This window comes from Streptomyces sp. NPDC006385 (genome assembly GCF_040612485.1).
Taxonomy (GTDB): Bacteria; Actinomycetota; Actinomycetes; order Streptomycetales; family Streptomycetaceae; genus Streptomyces.
In genome coordinates this window covers 70,648-93,036 of the sequence record NZ_JBEXQG010000034.1, presented here as the reverse complement: position 1 = coordinate 93,036, position 22,389 = coordinate 70,648, and the positions used below count along the sequence as shown (strand labels likewise).

Annotated in this window: 26 protein-coding genes; 7 read left to right on the top strand and 19 right to left on the bottom strand. The window is 70.8% G+C overall.

Going from position 1 to position 22,389, the window contains the following annotated elements:
* Positions 1-74: 74 nt before the first annotated feature.
* On the bottom strand, positions 75-512 hold the full coding sequence (locus ABZ078_RS24840; protein ID WP_356578531.1) for a DUF3618 domain-containing protein: 438 nt from the start codon (positions 510-512) through the stop codon (positions 75-77).
* Positions 513-667: 155 nt separating this feature from the next.
* The gene (locus tag ABZ078_RS24835) at positions 668-1,087 is read right to left on the bottom strand and encodes a phage holin family protein (RefSeq protein WP_356578522.1); all 420 of its coding nucleotides are present in this window, start codon (positions 1,085-1,087) and stop codon (positions 668-670) included.
* A gap of 333 nt (positions 1,088-1,420) precedes the next feature.
* Here ABZ078_RS24835 and dapA point away from each other — a divergent pair, with 333 nt between their 5' ends.
* The gene (gene dapA / locus ABZ078_RS24830; protein ID WP_356578520.1) at positions 1,421-2,323 is read left to right on the top strand and encodes a 4-hydroxy-tetrahydrodipicolinate synthase; all 903 of its coding nucleotides are present in this window, start codon (positions 1,421-1,423) and stop codon (positions 2,321-2,323) included.
* Here the strand turns inward: dapA and ABZ078_RS24825 are convergent, their stop codons facing one another.
* From ABZ078_RS24825 to ABZ078_RS24795, 7 genes are all read right to left on the bottom strand, one after another.
* Complete coding sequence (locus ABZ078_RS24825; protein WP_356578518.1) at positions 2,324-3,538, bottom strand: WD40 repeat domain-containing protein; 1,215 nt, start codon at positions 3,536-3,538, stop codon at positions 2,324-2,326.
* Entirely contained in the window at positions 3,539-4,099 is a 561-nt protein-coding gene (locus ABZ078_RS24820) for a SigE family RNA polymerase sigma factor (RefSeq protein WP_356578516.1), read from the bottom strand.
* Positions 4,100-4,335: 236 nt separating this feature from the next.
* Positions 4,336-4,575 (bottom strand): hypothetical protein, encoded by a 240-nt coding sequence (locus ABZ078_RS24815; protein WP_356578514.1) that lies wholly within the window; start codon positions 4,573-4,575, stop codon positions 4,336-4,338.
* Between the two features lie 228 nt (positions 4,576-4,803).
* Positions 4,804-5,793 (bottom strand): 2,3,4,5-tetrahydropyridine-2,6-dicarboxylate N-succinyltransferase, encoded by a 990-nt coding sequence (gene dapD, locus ABZ078_RS24810; RefSeq protein ID WP_356578512.1) that lies wholly within the window; start codon positions 5,791-5,793, stop codon positions 4,804-4,806.
* A 590-nt stretch (positions 5,794-6,383) separates the two neighbouring features.
* Positions 6,384-6,920, bottom strand: coding sequence for a TetR family transcriptional regulator (locus ABZ078_RS24805; RefSeq protein ID WP_356578510.1), 537 nt, complete (start codon positions 6,918-6,920; stop codon positions 6,384-6,386).
* Positions 6,920-7,240: a multidrug efflux SMR transporter gene (locus ABZ078_RS24800; protein ID WP_356578508.1), complete on the bottom strand. Its 321-nt coding sequence runs from the start codon at positions 7,238-7,240 to the stop codon at positions 6,920-6,922. Before ABZ078_RS24800 ends, ABZ078_RS24805 begins: the two co-directional genes overlap by 1 nt.
* 92 nt (positions 7,241-7,332) lie before the next feature.
* Entirely contained in the window at positions 7,333-8,202 is an 870-nt protein-coding gene (locus tag ABZ078_RS24795) for an endo alpha-1,4 polygalactosaminidase (protein ID WP_356578507.1), read from the bottom strand.
* Positions 8,203-8,542: 340 nt separating this feature from the next.
* Between ABZ078_RS24795 and ABZ078_RS24790 the strand changes: the two genes are divergently transcribed.
* Entirely contained in the window at positions 8,543-9,370 is an 828-nt protein-coding gene (locus ABZ078_RS24790) for an AbfB domain-containing protein (protein ID WP_356578505.1), read from the top strand.
* Between the two features lie 56 nt (positions 9,371-9,426).
* Here ABZ078_RS24790 and ABZ078_RS24785 read toward each other — a convergent pair whose 3' ends face one another.
* The 8 genes from ABZ078_RS24785 to ABZ078_RS24750 all read right to left on the bottom strand — a co-directional run bounded on the left by ABZ078_RS24785 (position 9,427) and on the right by ABZ078_RS24750 (position 16,008).
* Entirely contained in the window at positions 9,427-9,759 is a 333-nt protein-coding gene (locus ABZ078_RS24785; protein ID WP_053670670.1) for a metal-sulfur cluster assembly factor, read from the bottom strand.
* Complete coding sequence (gene sufU / locus ABZ078_RS24780) at positions 9,756-10,223, bottom strand: Fe-S cluster assembly sulfur transfer protein SufU (RefSeq protein ID WP_356578503.1); 468 nt, start codon at positions 10,221-10,223, stop codon at positions 9,756-9,758. Before sufU ends, ABZ078_RS24785 begins: the two co-directional genes overlap by 4 nt.
* 16 nt (positions 10,224-10,239) lie before the next feature.
* Positions 10,240-11,496, bottom strand: coding sequence for a cysteine desulfurase (locus ABZ078_RS24775; RefSeq protein WP_356578501.1), 1,257 nt, complete (start codon positions 11,494-11,496; stop codon positions 10,240-10,242).
* Positions 11,493-12,257, bottom strand: coding sequence for a Fe-S cluster assembly ATPase SufC (gene sufC, locus ABZ078_RS24770; protein ID WP_356578499.1), 765 nt, complete (start codon positions 12,255-12,257; stop codon positions 11,493-11,495). Before sufC ends, ABZ078_RS24775 begins: the two co-directional genes overlap by 4 nt.
* Before the next feature lie 7 nt (positions 12,258-12,264).
* Complete coding sequence (locus ABZ078_RS24765; protein WP_356578498.1) at positions 12,265-12,585, bottom strand: non-heme iron oxygenase ferredoxin subunit; 321 nt, start codon at positions 12,583-12,585, stop codon at positions 12,265-12,267.
* Positions 12,585-13,766, bottom strand: a complete 1,182-nt coding sequence (gene sufD, locus ABZ078_RS24760; protein WP_356578496.1) for a Fe-S cluster assembly protein SufD — start codon at positions 13,764-13,766, stop codon at positions 12,585-12,587. The genes ABZ078_RS24765 and sufD overlap by 1 nt, the downstream gene beginning before the upstream one ends.
* Positions 13,767-13,828: 62 nt before the next feature.
* Positions 13,829-15,250, bottom strand: a complete 1,422-nt coding sequence (gene sufB, locus ABZ078_RS24755) for a Fe-S cluster assembly protein SufB (protein ID WP_356578494.1) — start codon at positions 15,248-15,250, stop codon at positions 13,829-13,831.
* The gene (locus tag ABZ078_RS24750) at positions 15,247-16,008 is read right to left on the bottom strand and encodes an ArsR family transcriptional regulator (protein WP_356578492.1); all 762 of its coding nucleotides are present in this window, start codon (positions 16,006-16,008) and stop codon (positions 15,247-15,249) included. The genes sufB and ABZ078_RS24750 overlap by 4 nt, the downstream gene beginning before the upstream one ends.
* A 161-nt stretch (positions 16,009-16,169) precedes the next feature.
* Here ABZ078_RS24750 and ABZ078_RS24745 point away from each other — a divergent pair, with 161 nt between their 5' ends.
* The 5 genes from ABZ078_RS24745 (at position 16,170) to ABZ078_RS24725 (ending at position 20,449) form a co-directional block, all read left to right on the top strand.
* Positions 16,170-16,967 carry an AAC(3) family N-acetyltransferase gene (locus ABZ078_RS24745; protein ID WP_356578490.1) on the top strand — a complete coding sequence of 266 codons (798 nt, stop codon included), beginning with the start codon at positions 16,170-16,172 and terminating at the stop codon, positions 16,965-16,967.
* 69 nt (positions 16,968-17,036) lie between these two features.
* Entirely contained in the window at positions 17,037-17,960 is a 924-nt protein-coding gene (locus ABZ078_RS24740) for an ABC transporter ATP-binding protein (RefSeq protein WP_356578488.1), read from the top strand.
* Positions 17,961-18,010: 50 nt separating this feature from the next.
* Entirely contained in the window at positions 18,011-18,727 is a 717-nt protein-coding gene (locus tag ABZ078_RS24735; protein ID WP_356578529.1) for an ABC transporter permease, read from the top strand.
* A gap of 265 nt (positions 18,728-18,992) precedes the next feature.
* Positions 18,993-19,445, top strand: coding sequence for a tetratricopeptide repeat protein (locus ABZ078_RS24730; RefSeq protein WP_356578527.1), 453 nt, complete (start codon positions 18,993-18,995; stop codon positions 19,443-19,445).
* The gene (locus tag ABZ078_RS24725) at positions 19,424-20,449 is read left to right on the top strand and encodes a COX15/CtaA family protein (RefSeq protein WP_356578486.1); all 1,026 of its coding nucleotides are present in this window, start codon (positions 19,424-19,426) and stop codon (positions 20,447-20,449) included. Before ABZ078_RS24730 ends, ABZ078_RS24725 begins: the two co-directional genes overlap by 22 nt.
* Here ABZ078_RS24725 and ABZ078_RS24720 read toward each other — a convergent pair.
* Together ABZ078_RS24720 and ABZ078_RS24715 are read right to left on the bottom strand one after the other, a co-directional pair.
* On the bottom strand, positions 20,401-21,141 hold the full coding sequence (locus ABZ078_RS24720; protein ID WP_356578484.1) for a nucleotidyltransferase: 741 nt from the start codon (positions 21,139-21,141) through the stop codon (positions 20,401-20,403). The genes ABZ078_RS24725 and ABZ078_RS24720 overlap by 49 nt on opposite strands.
* A 74-nt stretch (positions 21,142-21,215) precedes the next feature.
* Complete coding sequence (locus ABZ078_RS24715; RefSeq protein ID WP_356578482.1) at positions 21,216-22,322, bottom strand: amidohydrolase family protein; 1,107 nt, start codon at positions 22,320-22,322, stop codon at positions 21,216-21,218.
* Between the last annotated feature and the right edge of the window lie 67 nt (positions 22,323-22,389).

The window sequence follows — 22,389 nt, the reverse complement described above, 5'->3', positions numbered from 1 at the left end:
GCGCCGAACGGGTGTCCGGTTCCGCGCCGCCGTGCGCTGCCGTTCCTCGCCTTTCGGTGTCTCGGTGGTGTCCGCTAGCGGTGCCGACGTCGCAGCATCTCCGCCGCGACGACCGCTCCGACCGCCGCCCCGACGACCAGGACCGGCCGTGGATGCCGCAGCCCGGCCTGGACGACGGTACGGACGGGGCGGGGCACGCTGTGCTCGACCACGTGGCCCGCGTGCGTCGCCTTGTCCTGGACGGTGTGCCCGGCCTGGGTCGCCCGGTCCTGCACCGTGTGCCCGGCCTGCGCCGCACGGTCCTGCACGACGTGCCCCGCGCGTGCCGCCCGCTCCTGCACGGCGTGGCCCGCCTGGGCCGCGCTGCTGCGCAGTTGCACAGTCATCGCGCCCGCCTTGTCCCGGAGGTCGGCGGCGCGGGCGGCGGCGCGGCCCTTCACGTCCGCCTTCGCCGCCAACTCCGCGACGGTGTCGCCGAGTTCGCCGCGCGTCCGCTCGATCTGGCTGCGCAGCTCCTCGGGACCCTTGGCCCCGCCGCTCGCCTTCCCGGCCGCCGACTTCCCCGCGGCGGCGGCCTTCCCGGTCGCGGCCTTGCCCGCGGTGGCGGCCTTCGCGGAGCCCTTCTTCGCGGCCTCCGCGGCGCGCTTGTCCCCCGCCTTCTTCTGCGTCATCGATGCGCCCTTTCCTTGATCTCCTCGACGTCCGCCCTGACACTGCCGAGCGCCTCTTCGGGCGCCGGGGGCGCGGCCCGTCGCAGCTGGGTGCGGCCGGTTGCCGCCAGCAGGCCGGCGACCGCGAACAGCACCCCCGTCACGATCAACGCCGCGGCCCACACGGACAGCGTCAGCGAGAGGGCGGCGGTGGCGGACCCGGCCAGGAACAGCAGACCGGCGTACGCGACGGCGCCCGCCGCGCCCAGCAGGCCGCCGCCGCGACCGGCGCTCCGGCCCTTCTCGGCCAGCTCCTCCTTGGCGAGGGCGACTTCCTGTCGTACGAGTGGGGAGAGCTGTTCGCCTGCCTGCCCTACGAGTTCGCCCGCCGAGTGGTGCCCGTCGTGCACCGGCTCGGGGGCCGTGGTCCCGGTCACGGTGTTCCGCCTCCTCTCGGTTCGGAACTGCCGGGTACCCGGACGGCCCGCCGCTATCCCTGCCGTCCTCCGTCCGGTCCCGCTCGCCCGGCCGGGCCGACCGGCCTGGAACCATTCGAGGCGGGCCGGCAACAGCTCACCCTCGGCGGCGAGTTCGGTCATCGCGCGCGGGCCGGCCGTGCGGTGCGCATCCGCTGACGGCCGCGCGGCGCCCGCCCGTGCACAGCAGCGCCTCGGCCGCCGTACGGTCAAGCTCACCACTCAGCATCACTTACCAATACCCCGTAGCAGAATTAAGTGGAGCTACAAAGTCAGTCGGCCGACACTACTCCCATGACGACTGCCGCCGCCTCCGCCGCTCCCTTCGGCCGCGCCCTGTGCGCCATGATCACGCCCTTCACCGATTCGGGGTCCCTCGACCTCGACGGCGCGCAGCGCCTCGCCGACCGGCTGGTGGGCGAGGGCTGCGACGGCCTGGTGCTCTCCGGTACGACGGGCGAGTCACCGACCACGACGGACACCGAGAAGTCGGAGCTGATCAGGGCCGTCAGCCAGGCGGTGGGTGACCGGGCGTCGGTCGTCGCCGGCGTGGGCACCTCCGACACCCGGCACACCGTCGAGCTGGCCCTGGCGGCCGAGAAGGCGGGCGCGGACGGCCTGTTGGTGGTCGCGCCGTACTACAGCCGGCCCCCGCAGGACGCCGTCGAGGCGCACTTCCGCGAGGTGGCCGACGCGGCCGGACTGCCGCTCATGCTGTACGACATCCCGGGCCGCACCGGCACCCGCGTCGAGCCGGAGACGCTGATCCGCCTCGCCGAGCATCCCCGGATCGTCGCGGTGAAGGACTGCTCCTACGACTTCCTCGGCGCCCAGAAGGTGCTGGCGCGCACGGAGTTGGCGTACTACGCGGGGTGCGACGAGCACAACCTGGCGCTGTACGCGGTGGGCGGGACGGGATACGTCAGCACCGTCTCGAATGTCATCCCCGGTCACCTTCGTTCGGTGCTGGACGCGTTCGAGGCGGGCGACACCCCCGTGTCCGCCCGCCTCCAGCAACGCGCCACGCCGCTGATCGAGTTGATGATGGCGGCGGGCCTGCCCGGCGCCGTCACCGTGAAGGCGCTCCTCAACGAACTCGGCCTCCCCGCCGGCCCGGTGCGCGCACCGCTGCGGCCGGCCGACCGGGAGGCGGTCGACGGGCTGCTCGCGGCGTACGAGTCGCTCACCGCGGGCTGATCAACGACGCGCCAGCACCGGCTCCCACGCGTAGGAGAGATCGTCGTCCTTCTGCGCGCTCGGGCCGCTCAGCCATTCGACCTCGTCGCTTCCGATCGTGACGAGCACGAGCCGGGGCCGGTACAGCCCCTCACCCGCGGTGCGCTCCTGGGCGATGAGCCGCTTCTCGTCCACCCAGGCGAGCAGCTCCGCGCCGCGCACCTTGGTGATCTCCCTGCCGGTGCGGGGGTCTCGGATCGAGGAGTACGACTTGTCCGGGACCTCCTTGGACAGGCCGCCCGCGGCGAGGCTGCCGTCCGGGGAGAGCCGGGCGCCGACGTCCGTGCGCAGGTACCGCTCGTCCGCGGGCGCCGCGACCTTGTTGCCGTCGAGGTCGTAGAACTGCTGCGAACCGTCCGCGGGCCCCGGGACCGGCGTATACACGAGGTCACCGGCACGGCTGAGGAAGAAGTCCTGTCGAGGGCTGGTCCCACGGCCGCTGCGGACCCCGGTCCAGGAGGCCGTGCCGGAGGCGATGTCCACGACGTGGAAGCCGCTGCGGCTCGGACGTTGGAACTGCGGCACCCAGGGGACGGCGTCCTCGTCGCCCGTCTGCCTGATCCGCAGATCGGGGTTCTCGTCGTACGTGGTCGCGACGAGCTTGCGCCCGTCGTACGAGAACGCCAGCCCGCCGACCCCGTGGTCCACCGGGATCCACCGCTCGACCTCCCCCGTCGCGAGGTCGAGCAGGCCGATCCGCTGGGCCGGCAGGTTCCGTTCCAGTACGGCGGCGGTCCTCATCCCGGGCGCGACGGCGACGAAGGACCACCTGGTGTCCTTCTCGTAGCGTCCGGTCCGCTGGTCGAGGAGCCAGTAGGTGCGCTCGGACACCCCTCGGTCCTTCCGCTGCGGGACGATCTGTGTGGTGTAGTAGGCGGCGAGCGCCACGTCCCCGGCCGCGATGAGGTCGCGCGGCGGTGACTGGTCCGGGTGGGCACTGGTCCCGCGGCCGTTGAGCACACTCGCCGGACGCACCTCCTTCTTTCCCCCGTCCAGCAGCGGCACGGCGACCGCGATGCCGACGACGGCCGCGGTGGCCGCGGCGACGGAGGCGAGCCGACGGGTACGGCGGCGCCGGCGGACGGCCAGCACCCGGTCCGCGTACCCGGGGCCCGCCGACGGCTGTTCGGCGGCCAACTCCCGCAGGGAGTCCCGTACGAGTTCCTCGACGTTCACTTACCGCACCTCCACGGGCGAGAAGTCACGGGACGGCTGTGACCGGGCGTTCTCAGTCCGGTGGCCGAGAGCAGCCAGTTCGGGCGCGAGGGCCCGCAGCCGGGCGAGCGAGCGGTGAGCGGTGGACCGTACGGTGCCGACCGAACAGCCGAGGATGCGAGCCACGTCGGCCTCCGGCAGATCCTCGAAGTAGCGCAGCACCAGCACGGTGCGCTGCCGCGCGGTCAGCCGGGCCAGCGCGCCGCGCATCAGCAGCCGCAGTTCGGCGGCGTAGGCGGTGTCCGGATCGGCGCCGGTCTCGGGCGGCTCGGCGACGGTCAGTTCGCGTCGGCGCCACTTCAGCCGCCAGCGGCTGACCTGCTGCCGGTACAGGATCTGGCGTACGTACGCCTCCGGCTCGTCGATGCGATGCCAGCGGTCGGCCGCCTTGATCAGGGCGTTCTGGAGGAGGTCCTCCGCGGCGTGCCGGTCGCCGCCGGTCAGCAGGACCGCGGTCTTCAGCAGCGCGGACGACCGGTTCTCCACGAACTCCCGAAAGCTGTCCTGCGCTTCGGCATCCATCGTCACCTTCTCTTCCCCGGGCGGACCCGGTGCCCGCCTCTCCCACCCCTTGTGACGCGTGCGACGCCCCGCCGCTATGCCGACGTGCCGGAAGAAAATCCGGAGGCGATCCGAAGGCGATCCAGAGGCGATACAGGGGCGATACAGAAGGCTTCCCGGAACGGGGAAAGGCGCGGGGCCCGCACCGCACCCCCGTGCGGTACGGGCCCCGGTCCCCCGCTGCCCCCGGTGCGCGCTCAGCCCCACTTGTACCCGTCGCCGAACAGCAGGAAGTGCTCCAGCACATCCTCCATCGGGTCGTCCACCTGCCCGAAGTTGACCAGCCCGATGCGGGGTCCGTTGTGCGAGCCCGTGTTCGTCTCGTCGGCGTACGCGGTCCCGGCCGGCAGCCAGCAGGCCCCCGCCACGGCCAACGCGCCGACCACCAGGCGCAGCACGGTCCTCGTCCGCTCGCTCGTCTTCACTCGACCCCTCATCGGCCCCTCATCTCGTCGGTTCGGCGTGTGATCGGACACTGCGTCCACCTGTTCATCTGCCTGGACCGCGCAGAGGTCACGACGAGTAACCCGTACGTGGGCGCGCCGCGTCCCCTCACCCGCACGACGAACGCCCTCCCGCAGCCGTGCCCGGCCACGAGAGGGCGCCCACCGACACCGGTCTCGGAACTCTCGGAACTCTCGGAACTTTCGGAACGTCGGTCGTCGTCAGTTGTGGCTGTGCAGGATGTCGTTCAGGCCGCCCCACACCGCGTTGTTCGGGCGGGCCTCGACGGTGCCGGTGACCGAGTTGCGGCGGAAGAGGATGTTGGAGGCACCGGACAGTTCGCGGGCCTTGACGATCTGCCCGTCGGGCATGGTCACGCGCGTCCCCGCGGTGACGTACAGCCCGGCCTCCACGACGCACTCGTCGCCGAGCGCGATGCCGACGCCCGCCTCGGCGCCGATCAGGCAGCGCTCGCCGATGGAGATGATCACGTTGCCGCCGCCGGACAGCGTGCCCATCGTGGAGGCGCCGCCACCGATGTCGGAGCCGTCACCGACGACGACGCCCGCGGAGATACGGCCCTCGACCATGGAGGTGCCGAGGGTGCCGGCGTTGAAGTTGACGAAGCCCTCGTGCATGACGGTGGTGCCCTCGGCGAGGTGGGCACCGAGCCGCACGCGGTCGGCGTCGGCGATGCGCACGCCCTTGGGGGCCACGTAGTCCGTCATCCGCGGGAACTTGTCGATGGAGGTCACCTGAAGGTGCAGCCCCTCGGCGCGCGCGTTGAGCCGGACCTTCTCGATGTCGTCGACGGCGACCGGGCCGAGGGAGGTCCAGGCGACGTTGGCGAGGAAGCCGAACTGGCCTTCCAGGCTCAGGCCGTGCGGCTTGACCAGTCGGTGGGAGAGCAGGTGAAGGCGCAGGTAGACGTCGTGTGCGTCGATCGGCTTCTCGTCGATCGAGGCGATGACCGTGCGGACCGCGACGACCTCGACGCCACGGCGGGCGTCCGGCCCGGTCGCGGCGGTGGCGCCGCCGCCCAGCAGCTCCGCGGCACGCTCGGCGGACAGCCGCTCGGTGCCGGACGGACCGGGCTCGGCGACGAGCTCGGGCGCGGGGAACCAGGTGTCGAGAACAGTGCCGTCGGCGGCGATCGTGGCGAGGCCGGCGGCCACGGCGCCGGTGGTGCGAGAAGCAGTCGTGTCGGTCATGAGGGCAACCTAACCGCCGGGGGGCCGCCCGGGCCAACCGGCGGGGACGGCGTCTCAGGGTGCGAGCCGCTCCGCGCGTCCAGGTCGACGCAGCGCGCCGTCGACGACCACCGACGCCGGCGAGCCGACCGGTGGACGCGAACAGGGCCAACCGCTCCGGCGCCCCGCCACGTGCGGGGCGGTTCAGGGTCTGGCCCTCGGCAGGGCCAGGAGTTGCCGGCGGCAGATCAAGGATCGTGCGCGGCAGGGCGAGGGCGTGCCCGCCTGGGCGAGGGGCCGTCCACGGCAGGACAGGGATCATGCGGCGTCGCCCGGCAGGGCCGGCTCATGCCCCCAGGTCACCAACCGTCCCCGTCGACGCCGGAATCGCTCGCCGTAGGACCATGAATCATCTGCGGCAGGTCAGTAAATGCCTGTCGCACGGCAAAACCCCACACACCAAGGCCAGGAGCCCTCCCCCGCAAGGTCGCAGACCCGCCCCGCAGAACCATGAACCACCGAACCACGACGAACCAACCGCAGCCGGCCGGCAAACACCCGCCGCAGCCCACACCCCACACCCGGCGAGGCCAGGAGCCGCCCCCGCCAGGTCAGGGAATCACCCGCCGCAGCACCTCGCGCGCATACCCCTCGTCGTACGGCGTCTCGGTCAGCAGCACCTGGAGGCAGATGCCGTCCATGAGTGCCGCCAGCGCCCGTGCCGTGACCGCGTCCGTGCGGTGGGACAGCCGGTCGGCGAGGTCCTGGGCCCACTCGGCCGCGACGGAGCGCAGAGCGGGGCGGCGCAGGGCGGCCAGGTAGAGCTCGTACTCCAGCTCCACGCCCGTGCGGTCGCCCGCGAGCCACTCGCCCATCCAGCCCGCGAGTTCGGCGGCCAGGTCGGTGTGCGGGTCCTCCAGGCCGCCGCGTGAGGCGATGACCTTGGCGAAGCCCTCGTTGGCCTGGCGCAGGGCGGCGACGAGCAGGTCGTCCAGGGTCTTGAAGTGGTACGTCGTGGAACCGAGCGGCACGTCCGCCTCGGCGGCGACCGTACGGTGGCTCAGTCCCGCGATGCCCTTGTCCCCGACGACCCGGATCGCCGCGTCGATGATCCGCTGACGTCGCTCGGGGTCGTAACGCCGGGGCATCAGTGCGCACCTCCCAGGTTCAGCACCACCACACCCATGATGATCAGCGCGATCCCCGTGGCCTTGACGGCGGACATCCCCTCCCCCAGGAACGCGATCCCGATCGTCGCGATGGCCGCGGTGCCGACGCCCGACCAGATCGCGTACGCCGTGCCGACTGACACCGTCTTCAGGGTCTGGGCGAGCAGCAGGAAGGAAACGGCGTACCCGAGGACCGTCAGCAGTGACGGCCACAACCGGCTGAAGCCGTCGCTGTACTTCAAGGCGGTCGTACCGGCCACCTCGGCCGCGATGGCCGCCGCGAGCATCACGTATCCCATGTGTACGAGCGTACACACCGTTGGGTACGGGCGTACACATCGTGGGGTACAGGCGTCCACGAACGGGCCGCACGAACGTCACCCGCCCCCGTTCAGCAGGTGCGGCGGCGGTAGCCGGCCTCCCCCGCCGGTACGACGTCCAGGTCGCGCAGGACCACCGACAGCCTGTCACCCCAGTCCGCGCAGGCGGCGGTGAGGCCGTCGGACCGGTACTCGATGACGAAGACCCGGCCGTCGTAGGCGTCCGCGTAGGCACCGCACTCGTCGTACTGTCCGCACTCCTCGGCGACCGCGAAGTCGAAACCGAGGGTCCGCCCCTGCCGCGCGAGGCCGGCGGCGTTCTTCTGGCCGATCGCCAGACCGGCGGCGTGGGCGCGTGCGGCGAGCAACGCGCCGAAGGCCATGTTGTCCTCGGCGGTCAGCAGCCCGTCGGACCGCTCGTGCGAGTCGAGGTTGTCGGCCTCGACCGCCTGGTATCCGGCCGCGGCGCAGGCGTCGATCCACTTCCCCACGATTCCTGCGAGCTGCTCGCGCTTGGCGGGCGTCGAGATGTCCAGCAGGGGCTCGTCCCAGTCCCTGTCGATCACCGGCGTTCCCCCGGCGTCGCGGAGCAGCAGGCCGGGGTGGTGCGACCGCCACCAGCTCTCGGAGCCGGGCTGGGCCTGGAAGGCGTTGACGTAACAGATGTTGTAGAGGCCGGGCGCCGGTTCCGCGGTGCGGTCGCGGGAGAGCGCCCGTACGCCGGCCGGGGGCGGGTAGGCACCACCGATCTGGTAGTCGAAGGCGGCACCCGGCTCGGGCAGCACCACCTTCTTCGGGTCGGCGTCGGCGTCCTCGCCGTCGTCGCCGGACACCGTGCATCCGCCCGCGGCCAGGGCGAGCGCACCGCACAGCACCACGGCCGCCGACGCGCGGCGGAGGGCACGGGGGATGCGGTGGACGCGGTGGACTCGGTGGACCATGGTCCGGGGGCTCCTGTCGGTGGGTGGTGATGGTTCGTGATGGGTGGTGATGGGTGGTGACCTGCGGTGCTGCCCCGGTCATGATGCCCTGCTCCCGGGGAGCGTTCAGCCGTTGGCCAATGCGGCTCCGAGCCACCGGAGCTGAGTGGGCGTCAGTCGCGGCGATCACGCCCTGCGCGGGTGTGCGCCATCGCGTCCGGCGCCGTAAACATCGATGTGGAAACGGCTCGTTCCAAACGGCTGCTCAGGAGCCACCCGAACCACTAGTGTTTCAGCGTTCATCTACCAGGCCCTTCGCAGCCGCGGTTTTCGTCCCGTGACGCCGCTGGAGGAACAGCGCATGCCAGAAAACAAGTCCCGGCCGCCTCAGGACCAACCATGGGAGAACGGCTGGGCACCTGACACCTCCCGGGCACCGGGAACCCGCCGCCTCTGGCTGGCGGGCGGCATGGCGGTGGCGACGATCATCGCCTGCGCCACGGCGATAGCCGTGTCGGAAAGGGAATACGACCACACGCTCTCTGCCTCGCCCTCCTCGGAGAACACGTCGGTCCCCGGCCTGATCTCCTTCGCCACCCCCTCGAAGTCGGCGACTCCCCCGAAGGGCAAGAGCGGCCTGTCAACAGCGAAGGAGACGACGAAAGCACCCCGCCAACAGGACGCCGGCACGCCCAAGCCCGCGCCGGAGCCGTCCAAGTCGCCTACGCGCGAGTCAGGTTCGTCCTCGGGCCAGAAGCCCCCCGCCGCCACGACCTGGCGGTCCGTCCGCTCGGTCAACTACCCCGACCGCTACTGGCGGGCGAGCGGCGGCTTTGTGGAGCTGGAACCGGTCCGTGGCTCGGAGAGCCGCGAGGACTCCACCTTCAAGCTGGTCAAGGGCCTGGCCGACGCCTCCTGTTACTCCTTCGCCACGGCCGACGGCGGCCATCTCCGCCACCGCGACTTCGTCCTGCGCTCCGAACGCGACGACGGTTCCGCCCTGTTCGAGCAGGACGCCACCTTCTGCCCGCGCGGCTCGGCGTATTCGGGCGCGGTCATGCTGGAATCCGTCAACTATCCCGGACGTTTCCTGCGCCACCAGGACTTCCAGCTGAAGCTGGCCCCCTTCCAGAACAACTCCGTCTATCTGGCGGACTCCGCGTTCCAGGTGGTGGCGGGGCTGGCCTGAGAAGCACGAACGGCGAGGTCCGGTGGACCTCGCCGTTCGTACGTGGCTTGTGCGCCTCAGACGTTGAAGCCCAGCGCCCGAAGCTGCTCGCGGCCGTCGTCCGTGATCTTGTCCGGACCCCACGGCGGCATCCACACCCAGTTGATGCGCAGCTCGCTGACGAGACCGTCCGTGGCGGACTTGGCCTGGTCCTCGATGACGTCCGTCAGCGGGCAGGCCGCCGAGGTCAGGGTCATGTCGAGCGTGGCGATGTTCGCCTCGTCGATGTGGATGCCGTAGATCAGGCCGAGGTTGACGACATCGATACCCAGCTCGGGATCGACGACGTCGTACAGCGCCTCACGGACCTCTTCCTCCGAGGCCGGCTTCATCTCAACGGTCTCGCTCATGCCGTCTTCCTTTCGGCGTCGGCGCCGCCCAGCGCCTGGGCCGTCGCGTCCTTCCACGCCATCCAGCTCAGGAGGGCGCACTTGACCCGGGCCGGGTACTTGGAGACCCCGGCGAACGCGACCGCGTCCTCCAGGACCTCCTCCATGGCGTCGTCGGGCTCGATCTTCCCCTTGGACTGCATCAGCTCCAGGAAGGTCTCCTGGATCTTCCGCGCGTCGGAGAGGTCCTTGCCGACGAGGAGTTCGTTCAGTACGGACGCGCTCGCCTGGCTGATCGAGCAGCCCTGGCCCTCGTACGAGACGTCCTCGATCGTCGTGCCGTCATACTTCACGCGAAGGGTGATCTCGTCGCCGCACGTCGGGTTCACATGGTGCACCTCGGCGTCGCCATCCCTCAGACCACGCCCGTGCGGGTTCTTGTAGTGGTCCAGGATGACTTCCTGGTACATCGAATCCAGCTTCATGCGATCGCTCGTCCCGTCAGCCGAAGAAGTTCCGTACGTGCTCCAGGCCGTCCACCAGAGCGTCGATCTCGGCCGGCGTGGAGTACAGATAGAACGACGCTCGCGTGGTCGCAGGAATTCCGTAGCGCAGGCAGACGGGGCGGGCGCAGTGGTGGCCGACCCGTACCGCGATGCCCTGCTCGTCGAGGACCTGGCCCACGTCGTGCGGGTGGATGTCGCCGAGCGTGAAGGAGATCGCGGCGCCGCGGTCCTCGGCCGTCGTCGGGCCGATGATCCGCAGGTCGGGGACCTCCGCCAGCCGCTTCACCGCGTACTCGGTGAGCGCGTGCTCATGGGCGAGGATCTTGTCCATGCCGATCGCGTTGAGGTAGTCGATCGCCGCGCCCAGGCCGATCGCCTGCGAGACCGGAGGTGTACCCGCCTCGAACTTGTGCGGGGCGGGAGCGTACGTCGACGAGTGCATCGACACCGTCTCGATCATCTCGCCGCCGCCGAGGAACGGAGGCAGGTCCTCCAGCAGCTCCTGGCGGCCCCACAGGACGCCGATGCCGGTCGGGCCGCACATCTTGTGGCCGGTGAAGGCCACGAAGTCGGCCTGGAGGGCCTGCACGTCCAGTGGCATGTGAGGAGCCGCCTGAGAGGCGTCGATGCAGACCAGCGCACCGACCTCCTGCGCACGGCGCACGATCGCCTCGACCGGGTTCAGCGTGCCCAGGATGTTGGAGACCAGCACGAAGGAGACGATCTTCGTCTTCTCCGTGATGATCTCGTCGATGTCGGACAGGTCGAGGCGGCCGTCGTCGGTCAGGCCGAACCACTTCAGCTTCGCGCCCGTGCGCTGCGCGAGCAGCTGCCACGGCACGATGTTGGAGTGGTGCTCCATCTCCGTGATGACGATCTCGGTCTCGTGGTCCACTCGGTAGGGCTCGTCGGCCCAGCCGAGCATGTTCGCCACGAGGTTGAGCGACTCGGAGGCGTTCTTGGTGAAGATCACCTCGTCGCGCGAAGGCGCGTTGATGAACTCCGCGACCTTGTCGCGCGCGCCCTCGTACAGCGCCGTGGCCTCCTCGGCGAGGACGTGCACGCCACGGTGGACGTTGGCGTTGTGCTGCTCGTAGTACTCGGAGAGCACGTCGAGCACCTGGCGGGGCGTCTGCGAGGTCGCCGCGTTGTCCAGGTACACGAGCTTCTTGCCGTCGTGGATGACGCGGTCCAGGATCGGGAAGTCCTTGCGGAGCGCCTCGGTGTCGAGGAGGCCCGGCAGCTGTGTCACGCGGATGCGCCACCCTTCACGTACTTGTCGTAGCCCTCGGCCTCGAGCTGGTCCGCGAGTTCCGCGCCGCCGGACTCGGCGATACGGCCGGCCGCGAAGACGTGGACGTGGTCGGGCTTGATGTAGCGCAGGATGCGCGTGTAGTGCGTGATCAGCAGGGTGCCGACCTCGCCGGTCTCACGGACCCGGTTCACGCCCTCGGAGACGACGCGCAGGGCGTCGACGTCCAGGCCGGAGTCGGTCTCGTCGAGGATCGCGATCTTCGGCTTGAGCAGCTCCAGCTGAAGGATCTCGTGGCGCTTCTTCTCACCGCCGGAGAAGCCCTCGTTGACGTTGCGCTCGGCGAAGGACGGGTCCATGTTGAGGCGCTCCATGGCCTCCTTGACCTCCTTCACCCAGGTGCGCAGCTTGGGGGCTTCGCCGCGGATGGCAGTGGCGGAGGTGCGCAGGAAGTTGGAGACCGAGACGCCGGGGACCTCGACCGGGTACTGCATCGCGAGGAACAGACCGGCGCGGGCGCGCTCGTCGACGGACATCTCCAGGACGTCCTCGCCGTCGAGGGTGACGGAGCCGCCGGTGATCGTGTACTTCGGGTGACCCGCGAGGGAGTAGGCGAGGGTCGACTTGCCGGAGCCGTTGGGGCCCATGATGGCGTGCGTCTCGCCCTGCTTCACGGTGAGGTCGACGCCCTTGAGGATCTCCTTCGTGGCGTTGTCGGCCTCGACGGTGACGTGCAGGTCTCGGATTTCAAGCGTTGCCATGGGTGCCTCAGGACTCCTGGGTGAGGGAGACGAGAACGTCGTCCCCTTCGATCTTTACGGGGTATACGGGGACGGGGCGCGTCGCGGGTAGGCCGGACGGCTTGCCGGTGCGGAGGTCGAACGCGGAACCGTGCAGCCAGCACTCGATCTGGCAGTCCTCCACCTCGCCCTCGGAGAGCGAGACGTTCGCGTGGGAGCAGATGTCGTGGATGGCGAACACCTCCCCCTCGGTCTGCACGACCGAGACCGGCGTGCCGTTGAGTTCCACCCGCTTCGGGGTGTCCTCCTCCAGCTCGCTCAGGCCGCAGGCGCGTACGAAGGCAGTCATCAGACCGACGCCTCCAGCTCCTCGTCGATCTTCACGAGGAGGCGCTCCTCGATGTCGTCGACACCGATCTGCTGGACCAGCTCGGCGAAGAAGCCGCGGACCACCAGGCGACGGGCCTCGTCGGCGGGGATGCCGCGGGCCATCAGGTAGAAAAGCTGCTCGTCGTCGAAGCGGCCGGTCGCGGAGGCGTGGCCGGCGCCGACGATCTCGCCGGTCTCGATCTCCAGGTTCGGCACGGAGTCGACGCGGGCGCCGTCGGTCAGAACCAGGTTCCGGTTCATCTCGTAGGTGTCCGTGCCCTCGGCCTTGGCCTCGATGAGGACGTCGCCGATCCACACCGCGTGGGCGTTGTCGCCCTGCAGCGCGCCCTTGTAGACGACGTTGGACTTGCAGTGCGGGACGTTGTGGTCGACCAGGAGGCGGTGCTCCTGGTGCTGGCCGGCGTCCGTGAAGTACAGCCCGAGCAGCTCGGCCTCGCCGCCGGTGCCCGCGTAGGTGACGCGCGGGTGCAGCCGTACGAGGTCGCCGCCGAAGGTCACCACGACCGACTTGAAGCTGGCGTCGCGCCCGATGAGGGCGTTGTGCTGGGCCACGTGCACGGCCTTGTCGTCCCAGTCCTGGACCGAGACGACGGTCAGCTTTGCGCCGTCGCCCAGGATGTAGTCGACGTTGACGCCGAGCACCGCGTCACCGGTGTGGTCGATGACGACGACGGCCTCGGCGAAGGCTCCGAGCTCGACGACCTGGTGGCCGTAGGCGACCCCGCCCTCGCCGTGCACGGCGATGCGGATCGGCTCGGTGAGGACCGTCTCCTTGGGGACGGTGACCACGCCGGCCTTCTCGAACGCCGAGTACGCCTGGGCGGCGACGCGGTCCACCGGGGTGCCCGCCCTGCCGATCCGGGCGTCGTCACGGCCGACGGTCTCGACGGTGACGCCCTCGGGGGCCTGGACGTCCACCTTCACGCCGGTGCCATGGGCGACGGCGGTGCCGTCGTGCAGGCCGCGCAGGCGCTCCAGCGGGGTGAACCGCCACTCCTCCTCGCGGCCGTGCGGGACCGGGAAGTCCGCCACGTCGAAGGACGGGGGCGCGCTCATGCGCGTGGCGACGGTCGACTCGGCGGCCACCGCGATCTGGCCCGCGGTGGTGGACCCCACGGGGATGTTCTGAGCCTCAGCCATGGCTGTCGGTCTGCTCTCTTTCCTACGTCAGATTTCGCTAGCTGCTTGCAGAGGGACCGGTCTTAACCGACCGCGCCTTCCATCTGCAGCTCGATCAGCCGGTTGAGCTCGAGGGCGTACTCCATGGGCAGCTCCTTCGCGATGGGCTCGACGAAGCCGCGCACGATCATCGCCATCGCCTCGAACTCGCTCAGACCGCGGCTCATCAGGTAGAACAGCTGGTCCTCGGAGACCTTGGAGACGGTCGCCTCGTGGCCCATGGACACGTCGTCCTCGCGGACGTCCACGTAGGGGTACGTGTCGGAGCGGGAGATGGTGTCGACGAGCAGCGCGTCGCACAGCACGTTCGACTTGGAGCCGGCGGCGCCCTCGCCGATCTCGACGAGACCGCGGTAGGAGGTACGACCGCCACCGCGCGCCACGGACTTCGAGACGATGTTGGAGGAGGTGTTCGGCGCCATGTGGACCATCTTGGAGCCGGCGTCCTGGTGCTGCCCCTCGCCCGCGAAGGCGATGGACAGGGTCTCGCCCTTGGCGTGCTCGCCCATCAGGTAGACGGCCGGGTACTTCATCGTCACCTTGGAGCCGATGTTGCCGTCGATCCACTCCATGGTCGCGCCCTCGTAGGCGACGGCGCGCTTGGTGACCAGGTTGTAGACGTTGTTCGACCAGTTCTGGATGGTCGTGTAGCGGCAGCGGGCGTTCTTCTTGACGATGATCTCGACCACGGCGCTGTGCAGCGAGTCCGACTTGTAGATCGGAGCCGTGCAGCCCTCGACGTAGTGCACGTAGGCACCCTCGTCGACGATGATCAGGGTCCGCTCGAACTGGCCCATGTTCTCCGTGTTGATGCGGAAGTATGCCTGGAGCGGGATCTCCACGTGGACGCCCGGCGGGACGTAGATGAAGGAGCCACCCGACCACACGGCGGTGTTCAGGGAGGCGAACTTGTTGTCACCGACCGGGATGACGGTGCCGAAGTACTCCTTGAAGAGCTCCGGGTGCTCCTTCAGCGCGGTGTCGGTGTCGAGGAAGATGACGCCCTGCTCCTCCAGGTCCTCGCGGATCTGGTGGTAGACGACCTCCGACTCGTACTGGGCCGCGACACCGGCGACGAGGCGCTGCTTCTCCGCCTCCGGGATGCCGAGCTTGTCGTACGTGTTCTTGATGTCCTCGGGCAGGTCCTCCCAGGACTCCGCCTGCTTCTCCGTGGAGCGTACGAAGTACTTGATGTTGTCGAAGTCGATGCCCGAGAGGTCCGAGCCCCAGTTCGGCATGGGCTTCTTGTCGAACAGGCGCAGGCCCTTGAGGCGGAGCTTGGTCATCCACTCCGGCTCGTTCTTCTTCGCGGAGATGTCACGGACGACGTCCTCGCTCAGACCGCGCTTCGCAGAGGCGCCGGCTTCGTCGGAGTCGGCCCAGCCGTATTCGTACTTGCCCAGACCCTCGAGCTCAGGGTGGGCAGTCTCCGTGGGGAGAGTCATGCGGGGTTCCTCCCGGCCGTGCTTGCAGGTGCTTTATGGGTGGTGTGGGAAATCTGTGGGATGAACGTCGTGCAGACGCCGTCGCCGTGCGCGATGGTCGCCAGCCGTTGGACGTGCGTTCCGAGCAGTTCGGCGAAGATCTCCGTCTCCGCCTCGCACAGCTGCGGGAACTGCTCCGCCACATGGGCGACCGGGCAGTGGTGCTGGCAGAGCTGCTCGCCCTTTTGAGGGAGGGGTGCGCTGCGCGCCGTTGCAGCGTACCCGTCTGCGCTCAGGGCCTTGGCCAGGGCTTCGGTGCGCTTGTCGGGGGCGGCCGCCTCGATCGCCTTGCGGTACGCGTTCGCCTGGGCGGCGATCCGGGCGCGGGCGAAGGCGGCGACCGCCTCGCTCCCGCCCTCACGCTCGGCGATCCACTTGAGGGCGTCCGCGGCGAGCTTGTCGTACGACTGGTCGAAGGCGTCGCGGCCACAGTCGGTGAGCGCGAAGACCTTGGCGGGACGGCCGCGCGTACGCGCGCCGTACACCCGCTGCTCGCGGGCCTCCACGACGTCGTCCGCGGCGAGCGCGTCCAGGTGCCTGCGTACGGCGGCCTGGGTGAGGCCCAGCCGGCCGGCCAGCTCGGCGACGGTCGAGGGCCCGTGGTCCAGGATGGATCGCGCGACCCGGTTGCGCGTGGAGCGATCCGAGCGCAACCCAGCCGCGAGCTCCTCCTGAGGGGTCCCCATGGGGGTCTCCCGAGCCTCGCCGACGTTTTTCACAACGCCATTGTTGCGTAATTCCTCAAGGGCAGGCAAGCCGCGTCCGGGCACCTGGGCGGTGCCCTACGTCACTTAGGTTTACCTAATCTGACCTGCGCAAACGATCTTTGATCGATCAAATCGGTGGCATGGGAAGGCCGTCTCCGGGACACTCACGAAGCATGTCGACACCCCCTGCGACCGGCCCTCTTGTCACCCGCGACACCCTCGCCGCGCAGTTGCGCGAGCTCGGCGTCCGAAGCGGTGAAACGCTCCTGGTGCACTCCTCCCTCAGCTCCCTCGGCTGGGTCTGCGGAGGAGCCGTCGCAGTGGTCCAGGGACTGCTCGACGCCCTCGGCCCGGACGGCACTCTCGTGGTCCCCACGCAGACCGGCGACCTCTCCGACCCGGCGGTGTGGAGCAATCCGCCGGTGCCGGAGGAGTGGTGGGAGACGATCCGGGCGACCATGCCCGCCTACGACCCCCTCGTCACGCCCACGCGCGGGGTCGGCGTCATCCCCGAGGCCGTACGGACCTGGCCGGGTGCCCGGCGCAGCGCGCATCCGCAGACGTCCTTCGCCGCCGTCGGCCCACGCGCAGAGCGCATAACCGACGGGCACGCCCCCGACTGCCGCCTCGGCGAACGCAGCCCCCTGGCCCGGCTGGAGGCGCTCCACGCGCGCGTGCTGCTCCTCGGCGCCGGCTACGACGCGTGCACCGCCTTCCACCTGGCCGAGTACCGCGTTCCGTCACCCGTGGTGAAGGTGGGGCGGCCGGGTCCCACGGAGTGGGAGGTGGTGACCGAGGTGTCCATCACCTCGGACCGGTTCGACGAGCTGGGCCATGACTTCGAGCGGGACCGTCCCGTCGTACGCGGGAAGGTGGGCGCGGCCGACGTACGGCTGTTCCCGCTGGCTGACGCGGTGGCGTACGCGGAGCGGTGGCTGGCCCTGCACCGGCCCCGGGCGGAGGAGATCTGACCCGTGCCGACCGGGCAGATGTGAACCCGCCCGTCCGGGGGACCGATCGCCTACCTAGACTCTGGAGCCATGCGAACTGAGCCCGTGGTCCAGGTCCAGGCCCTGGTGAAGCGGTACGGCACGAAGACCGCGGTGAACGGCCTCGACCTGGTGGCCCGTGCGGGCGTGACCGCCGTACTCGGCCCCAACGGCGCGGGCAAGACGACGACGGTCGAGACCTGCGAGGGGTACCGCAGGCCGGACTCCGGCACGGTGCGCGTCCTGGGCCTGGACCCGGTCGGACAGTCCGGCGAGCTGCGGCCGCGCGTCGGTGTGATGCTCCAGTCGGGCGGGGTCTACTCGGGCGCCCGGGCGGACGAGATGCTGCGCCACGTCGCCAAGCTGCACGCGCACCCCCTGGACGTCGACGCCCTCATCGAGCGGCTCGGGCTCGGCGGTTGCGGCCGGACCGCCTACCGCCGCCTCTCCGGCGGGCAGCAGCAGCGGCTCGCCCTCGCCATGGCCGTGGTCGGCCGCCCGGAACTGGTGTTCCTGGACGAGCCGACGGCCGGGCTCGACCCGCAGGCCCGCCGGGCCACCTGGGACCTGGTCCGTGACCTGCGCGCCGACGGCGTCTCCGTGATCCTCACGACCCACTACATGGACGAGGCCGAGCAACTCGCCGACGACGTCGCGATCATCGACGCCGGCCGGGTCATCGCCCAGGGCTCCCCCGAGGAGCTGTGCCGCGGCGGCGCCGAGAACACCCTCCGCTTCACCGGCCGTCCCGGCCTGGACGTGGGATCCCTGCTGAAGGCCCTGCCCGCCGACTGCACGGCGGCGGAGCTGACGCCGGGCTCGTACCGGGTCGTCGGCAAGGTCGACCCGCAACTGCTCGCGACGGTGACGTCCTGGTGCGCGCAGCACGGGGTGATGCCGGACCGGATCTCGGTGGAGCGGCACACCCTGGAGGACGTCTTCCTGGAGCTGACCGGCAAGGAGCTGCGCTCGTGACCACCGCTGGGACCTACACCCCCCAACCGGGGGCCGCCCCCCTCCCCCGCATGATCGCGGCCCAGGCGGCGCTCGAGACGAAGATGCTGCTGCGCAACGGCGAGCAGCTCCTGCTGACCGTCGTGATCCCCACCCTGCTGCTGGTGCTGTTCAGTTCGGTCGACATCGTCGACACCGGCGCCGGCGAGGCCGTCGACTTCCTGACCCCCGGCATCCTCGCGCTCGCCGTGATGTCGACGGCGTTCACGGGGCAGGCGATCGCCACGGGCTTCGAGCGCCGGTACGGCGTGCTGAAGCGGCTGGCCTCCTCGCCGCTGCCCCGCTGGGCGCTGATGACGGCGAAGACGGCGTCCGTGCTGGTCACGGAGGTCCTGCAGATCCTCCTGCTGACGGTGATCGCCTTCGCACTCGGCTGGTCGCCGCACGGCAACCCGGCAGCCGTCGTCCTCCTGCTGGTCCTGGGGACGGCCGCCTTCTCGGGTCTGGGCCTGCTGATGGCCGGCACCCTCAAGGCCGAGGCCACCCTGGCCGCCGCCAACCTGGTCTTCCTGCTGCTGCTCGTCGGCGGCGGGGTCATCGTGCCGCTGGACAAGTTCCCGTCCGGCGCCCAGGACGTCCTCGGCCTGCTGCCGATCTCGGCCCTGTCGGACGGGCTGCGCGACGTGCTCCAGCACGGGGCCGGGATGCCCTGGGGCGACCTGGGGATTCTGGCCGGGTGGGCGGTCGTGGGGCTGGGAGCCGCGGGGAAGTTCTTCCGCTGGGAGTGACCTGGGAGGGGAAGTCCTTCCGCTGGGAGTGACCTGGAAGGACGCAGGAGCGGCGCGGAGTGACGTGCGGCTCCCGCCGTGACGGGCAGAGGTGAGGGATGCCGGGGACTTCGCGGCCGGATCCAGCGCGAGCAGTGGCAGCTGACGGCCGCCGAGAACACCGCCCGGCGGGCGCTGGCCGTTTCCACGGTGGCCTACGGCACACAGGACCCGAACACGGCGGACTGCCTCATGGTCCTGGGCGACGTCCACTGGCGCCCGTGCCCTGCTCCTGCCGGCGTACGACGAGGACCACCCCGATATCGGCGACGTCGACGACCACCTCGGCGAGGCGCTGCGCCGACTCGGGCGCACCGAAGAAGCGCGTACGGCCCTGCTGCACGCCCTGCGGATCCGCGGCCGGCACGGCGACCACCCCGACGCGGTCGGCACGCTGATCCGGCTGGGCCGACTGCACCGCGACACGGGCGGGCTGGAGCAGTCGTACGAGCGCTTGAGGCATGCCCGGCGGATGGCTGCCGCCGTCATGGGTCCGGACCATCCCTACGTGGCCGGCAGCGCCGGGGTCCGGGCCCGCCTGGGGCAGCTGGGACCCCGGTTCCCGCGACCCCTCGTCCGCCTGACAGGAGTACGCGAGGCCGCCCAGACACCTTCCCGGGGGACCCTCGTGAAAGCGTGCACAAGCGGCCGCCTACGATGGAGCGCGTGCCAAACCTGACCCGCGCCGACGCCGTGGCGGCCGTGCGCAACCCCCTCGCCTTCATCGCCGCACGCTGGACCCCGACCCCGAGGACGGTCCAGCGGGCGGCTCTCGCCGCGATCGTGATGTCGGTGGTCATCGTGGTCACCGGCGGTGCGGTCCGACTCACCGGGTCAGGGCTCGGCTGCCCGACCTGGCCCAAGTGCACCGACGACTCGCTGACCGCCACCCGCGAGATGGGCCTCCACGGCTTCATCGAGTTCGGCAACCGCATGCTGACGTACGTGCTGTGCGCCGCCGTCGGCTGGGCCATCATCGCGGCGCGCTCGGAGAAGCCGTACCGGCGCAGCCTGACCCGGCTGGGGTGGGCGCAGTTCTGGATCGTCATGAGCAACGCGGTGCTCGGCGGCATCGTCGTCCTGGTCGGCCTCAACCCGTACACGGTCGCGGCCCACTTCGTGGCGACGTCCGCCCTGATCGCGGTCGCCACGGTGATGTGGCAGCGCACCCGCGAGGGCGACTCGGAACCCCGTCCGCTGGTCGGCAAGGCGGTGCGGCAACTGGTGTGGTTCCTGGTCGGGGCCTCGGTGCTGCTCATCCTGGTCGGCACGGTGGTGACCGGCGCGGGCCCGCACGCGGGCGACTCCAGCGAGGTCGAGCGGATGCCGGTCGACTGGGAGAACGTGACCAAGCTGCACGCCGTACTGGCGTGGATCGTGGTCACGCTGACGTTCGCCCTGTGGTTCGTCCTCAAGGCGGTCGACGCCCCGAAGGGCCCTCTGAACCGCACCCGCGACCTCTTCCTGATCCTCCTCGCCCAGGGCGCCATCGGCTACGTCCAGTACTTCACGGACCTTCCGGAGATCCTGGTCGGCCTGCACATGTTCGGCTCGGCCGTGACGTGGATCGCGGTGCTGCGGGTGCTGCTGGCGCTGCGGGAACGGGCCGCGGAGTCGGTGCCGGACCTGCCCCTTCAGCCGTACGACGAGGCCACGAGCGCGTCGATCGCCGGTCCCAGGTAGCCCCGCGTCAGTCCGGCCCTGCGCGCCGCCCACTCCTCGGTGGGCGGCGCGGCGCCGTCGTAGCGGCGCGCGCGGATGTCGTCGACGACCTCGACGGGCGCACCGAGGCCGGGGAGCAGGTCCAGGGCCTCACGCTTGGAGATCAGGCGGCCGTCGCGCAGGGTGACGCTCGCCCGCGCGAAGGTGATCATCCCGAGGTCGACCCAGACGTCCCGGGTCCACAACGGGGCGTTGTCGACGGCAGGGCGCCAGAAGTCCCGCTGGTCGCGTACGACGAACTCGCCGAGCTCCCGGTCCGTCACCTGCGGCAGCAGGCCCGCGGGCGCCTTCCCGTGCAGCACGCGTCCGAAGGCGTGCAGCTCGCGCCGGGTGACCGGGGTGACCGGCCGTTCGAACAGCCGCTCGTGCGCCCAGGTGAGGTGGCGTCGGCCGAGGTCAGCCGTCGTGTCCGGCGTCAGGTAGGTGCAGTGCAGTCGCGCGGCGAGGGGCTCGGCCCGCAGGCGGGCGTGGAGCTTCGCCAGCCGCCAGACGGTGCGGGGCGTGAGCGGGCCGGCCGGTACGGCGATCAGGTCCAGATCGCTGCGGCCCTCCTGGTAGTCGCCGCCGGCGAGGGAGCCGTGCGCCCAGACGGCGAGGGGGTCCAGGGCCATCAGCTCGTGAAGGAAGCGGTCGAGTAAGGCGTCGGTCGGCATCCGCCCAGTCTGTGCGGGACACCACAGCCCGTAAACCCCCTCGGCCCTTCAGCCCCCTCAGCCCCCTCAGCCCCTCAGTCCAGCCCGTACACTCTTTTCGCGTTGCCCGCGGCCACCATCCCCGCCACCCGTTGCGCGTCCCCCAGCGACCACGCCCCCTCGGCGACCCAGCCGCCGAGCACCCTGGCGAGGGCCTCGCGGAAAAGGCCGGCGCCCACCACGTGGAGTTCGGGCAGGCCCTGGGCGCCGCTGGAGAAGAGGATCTTGCCGAAGGGGGCCAGCTCCAGGATCTCGGCGAGGATCGTCGCGGCCCGGGCGCCGGTGCGGATGAGGGCGGCGCCCGAGTCGGCGTAGACGTGCGGGAAGACGCCGGCCAGGTGGGCGGCGTGGCGGTGGTACGGATAGCCGTGCAGCAGGATCAGGTCGGTGCCGAGGCCGGCCGTGGCGCGCACGAAGTCCGTGAGCAGCACCGGGTCCGTGCGGTCGATGCGCAGTCCCGGCTCCCCGAGCCCGGCGTGCAGTTGGAGGGGCAGTCCCGACGCCACCGCGATCCACAGCAGATGCCGTAGCAGTACCGGGTCGCTCAGTTCGCCGCCGACCCTGCGTGCCGCCAGCCAGCGGCCCGCCGCGCCCCGCACCTCTCCCGGCCCCGGCGGTTCGGGCGCGAGCGCCAGTCCGTGCCGTACGCCCGCCACGGACGTGAAGGCCACCGCGTTCGCCGCCGCGCCGTGCACCGATTCGGCGAGGTTGGCGAGGAAGGACTCGACGGTGCCGGAGGTGTCGGCGACCTGTTCGGCGAGCAGTTCCAGGCGCACGATCTCGCGGGCCTCGGCGGAGGCGGCGGAGGCCAGCTCGGCGGGGCCGGTGAGGTCGCCGGGGACGCCGGAGTCGATCAGATACGTCGTGATGCCGCTGCCGCGCAGCAGGCGCCGGCCAGACTCCAGCACGCCGAGTTCGCGGCGCCGGGCCAGATAGCGGGCGGGTGGGCAGTGCGGTTCCAGGCCGAGCAGCGGGGGGCACCAGCGGCGTACGGCGAAACCGGTCTGGGTGTCGAAGAGGGTGGTGCCGGGTGCCGGTGGGCCCTCGGTGCGGGCCAGCTGGGCCTCGAAGGTGCCGAGGCCCAGCTCTGTTCTCAGTACGCCGTGGCAGTACTGGTCCACGAGGGACGGCGTTTCGATCATCCGGACTCCCCGTTGCTGGACCGTGTGCTCCCTACAGGTCCTAACGGGTGAACCGGGCCTCAGGTGT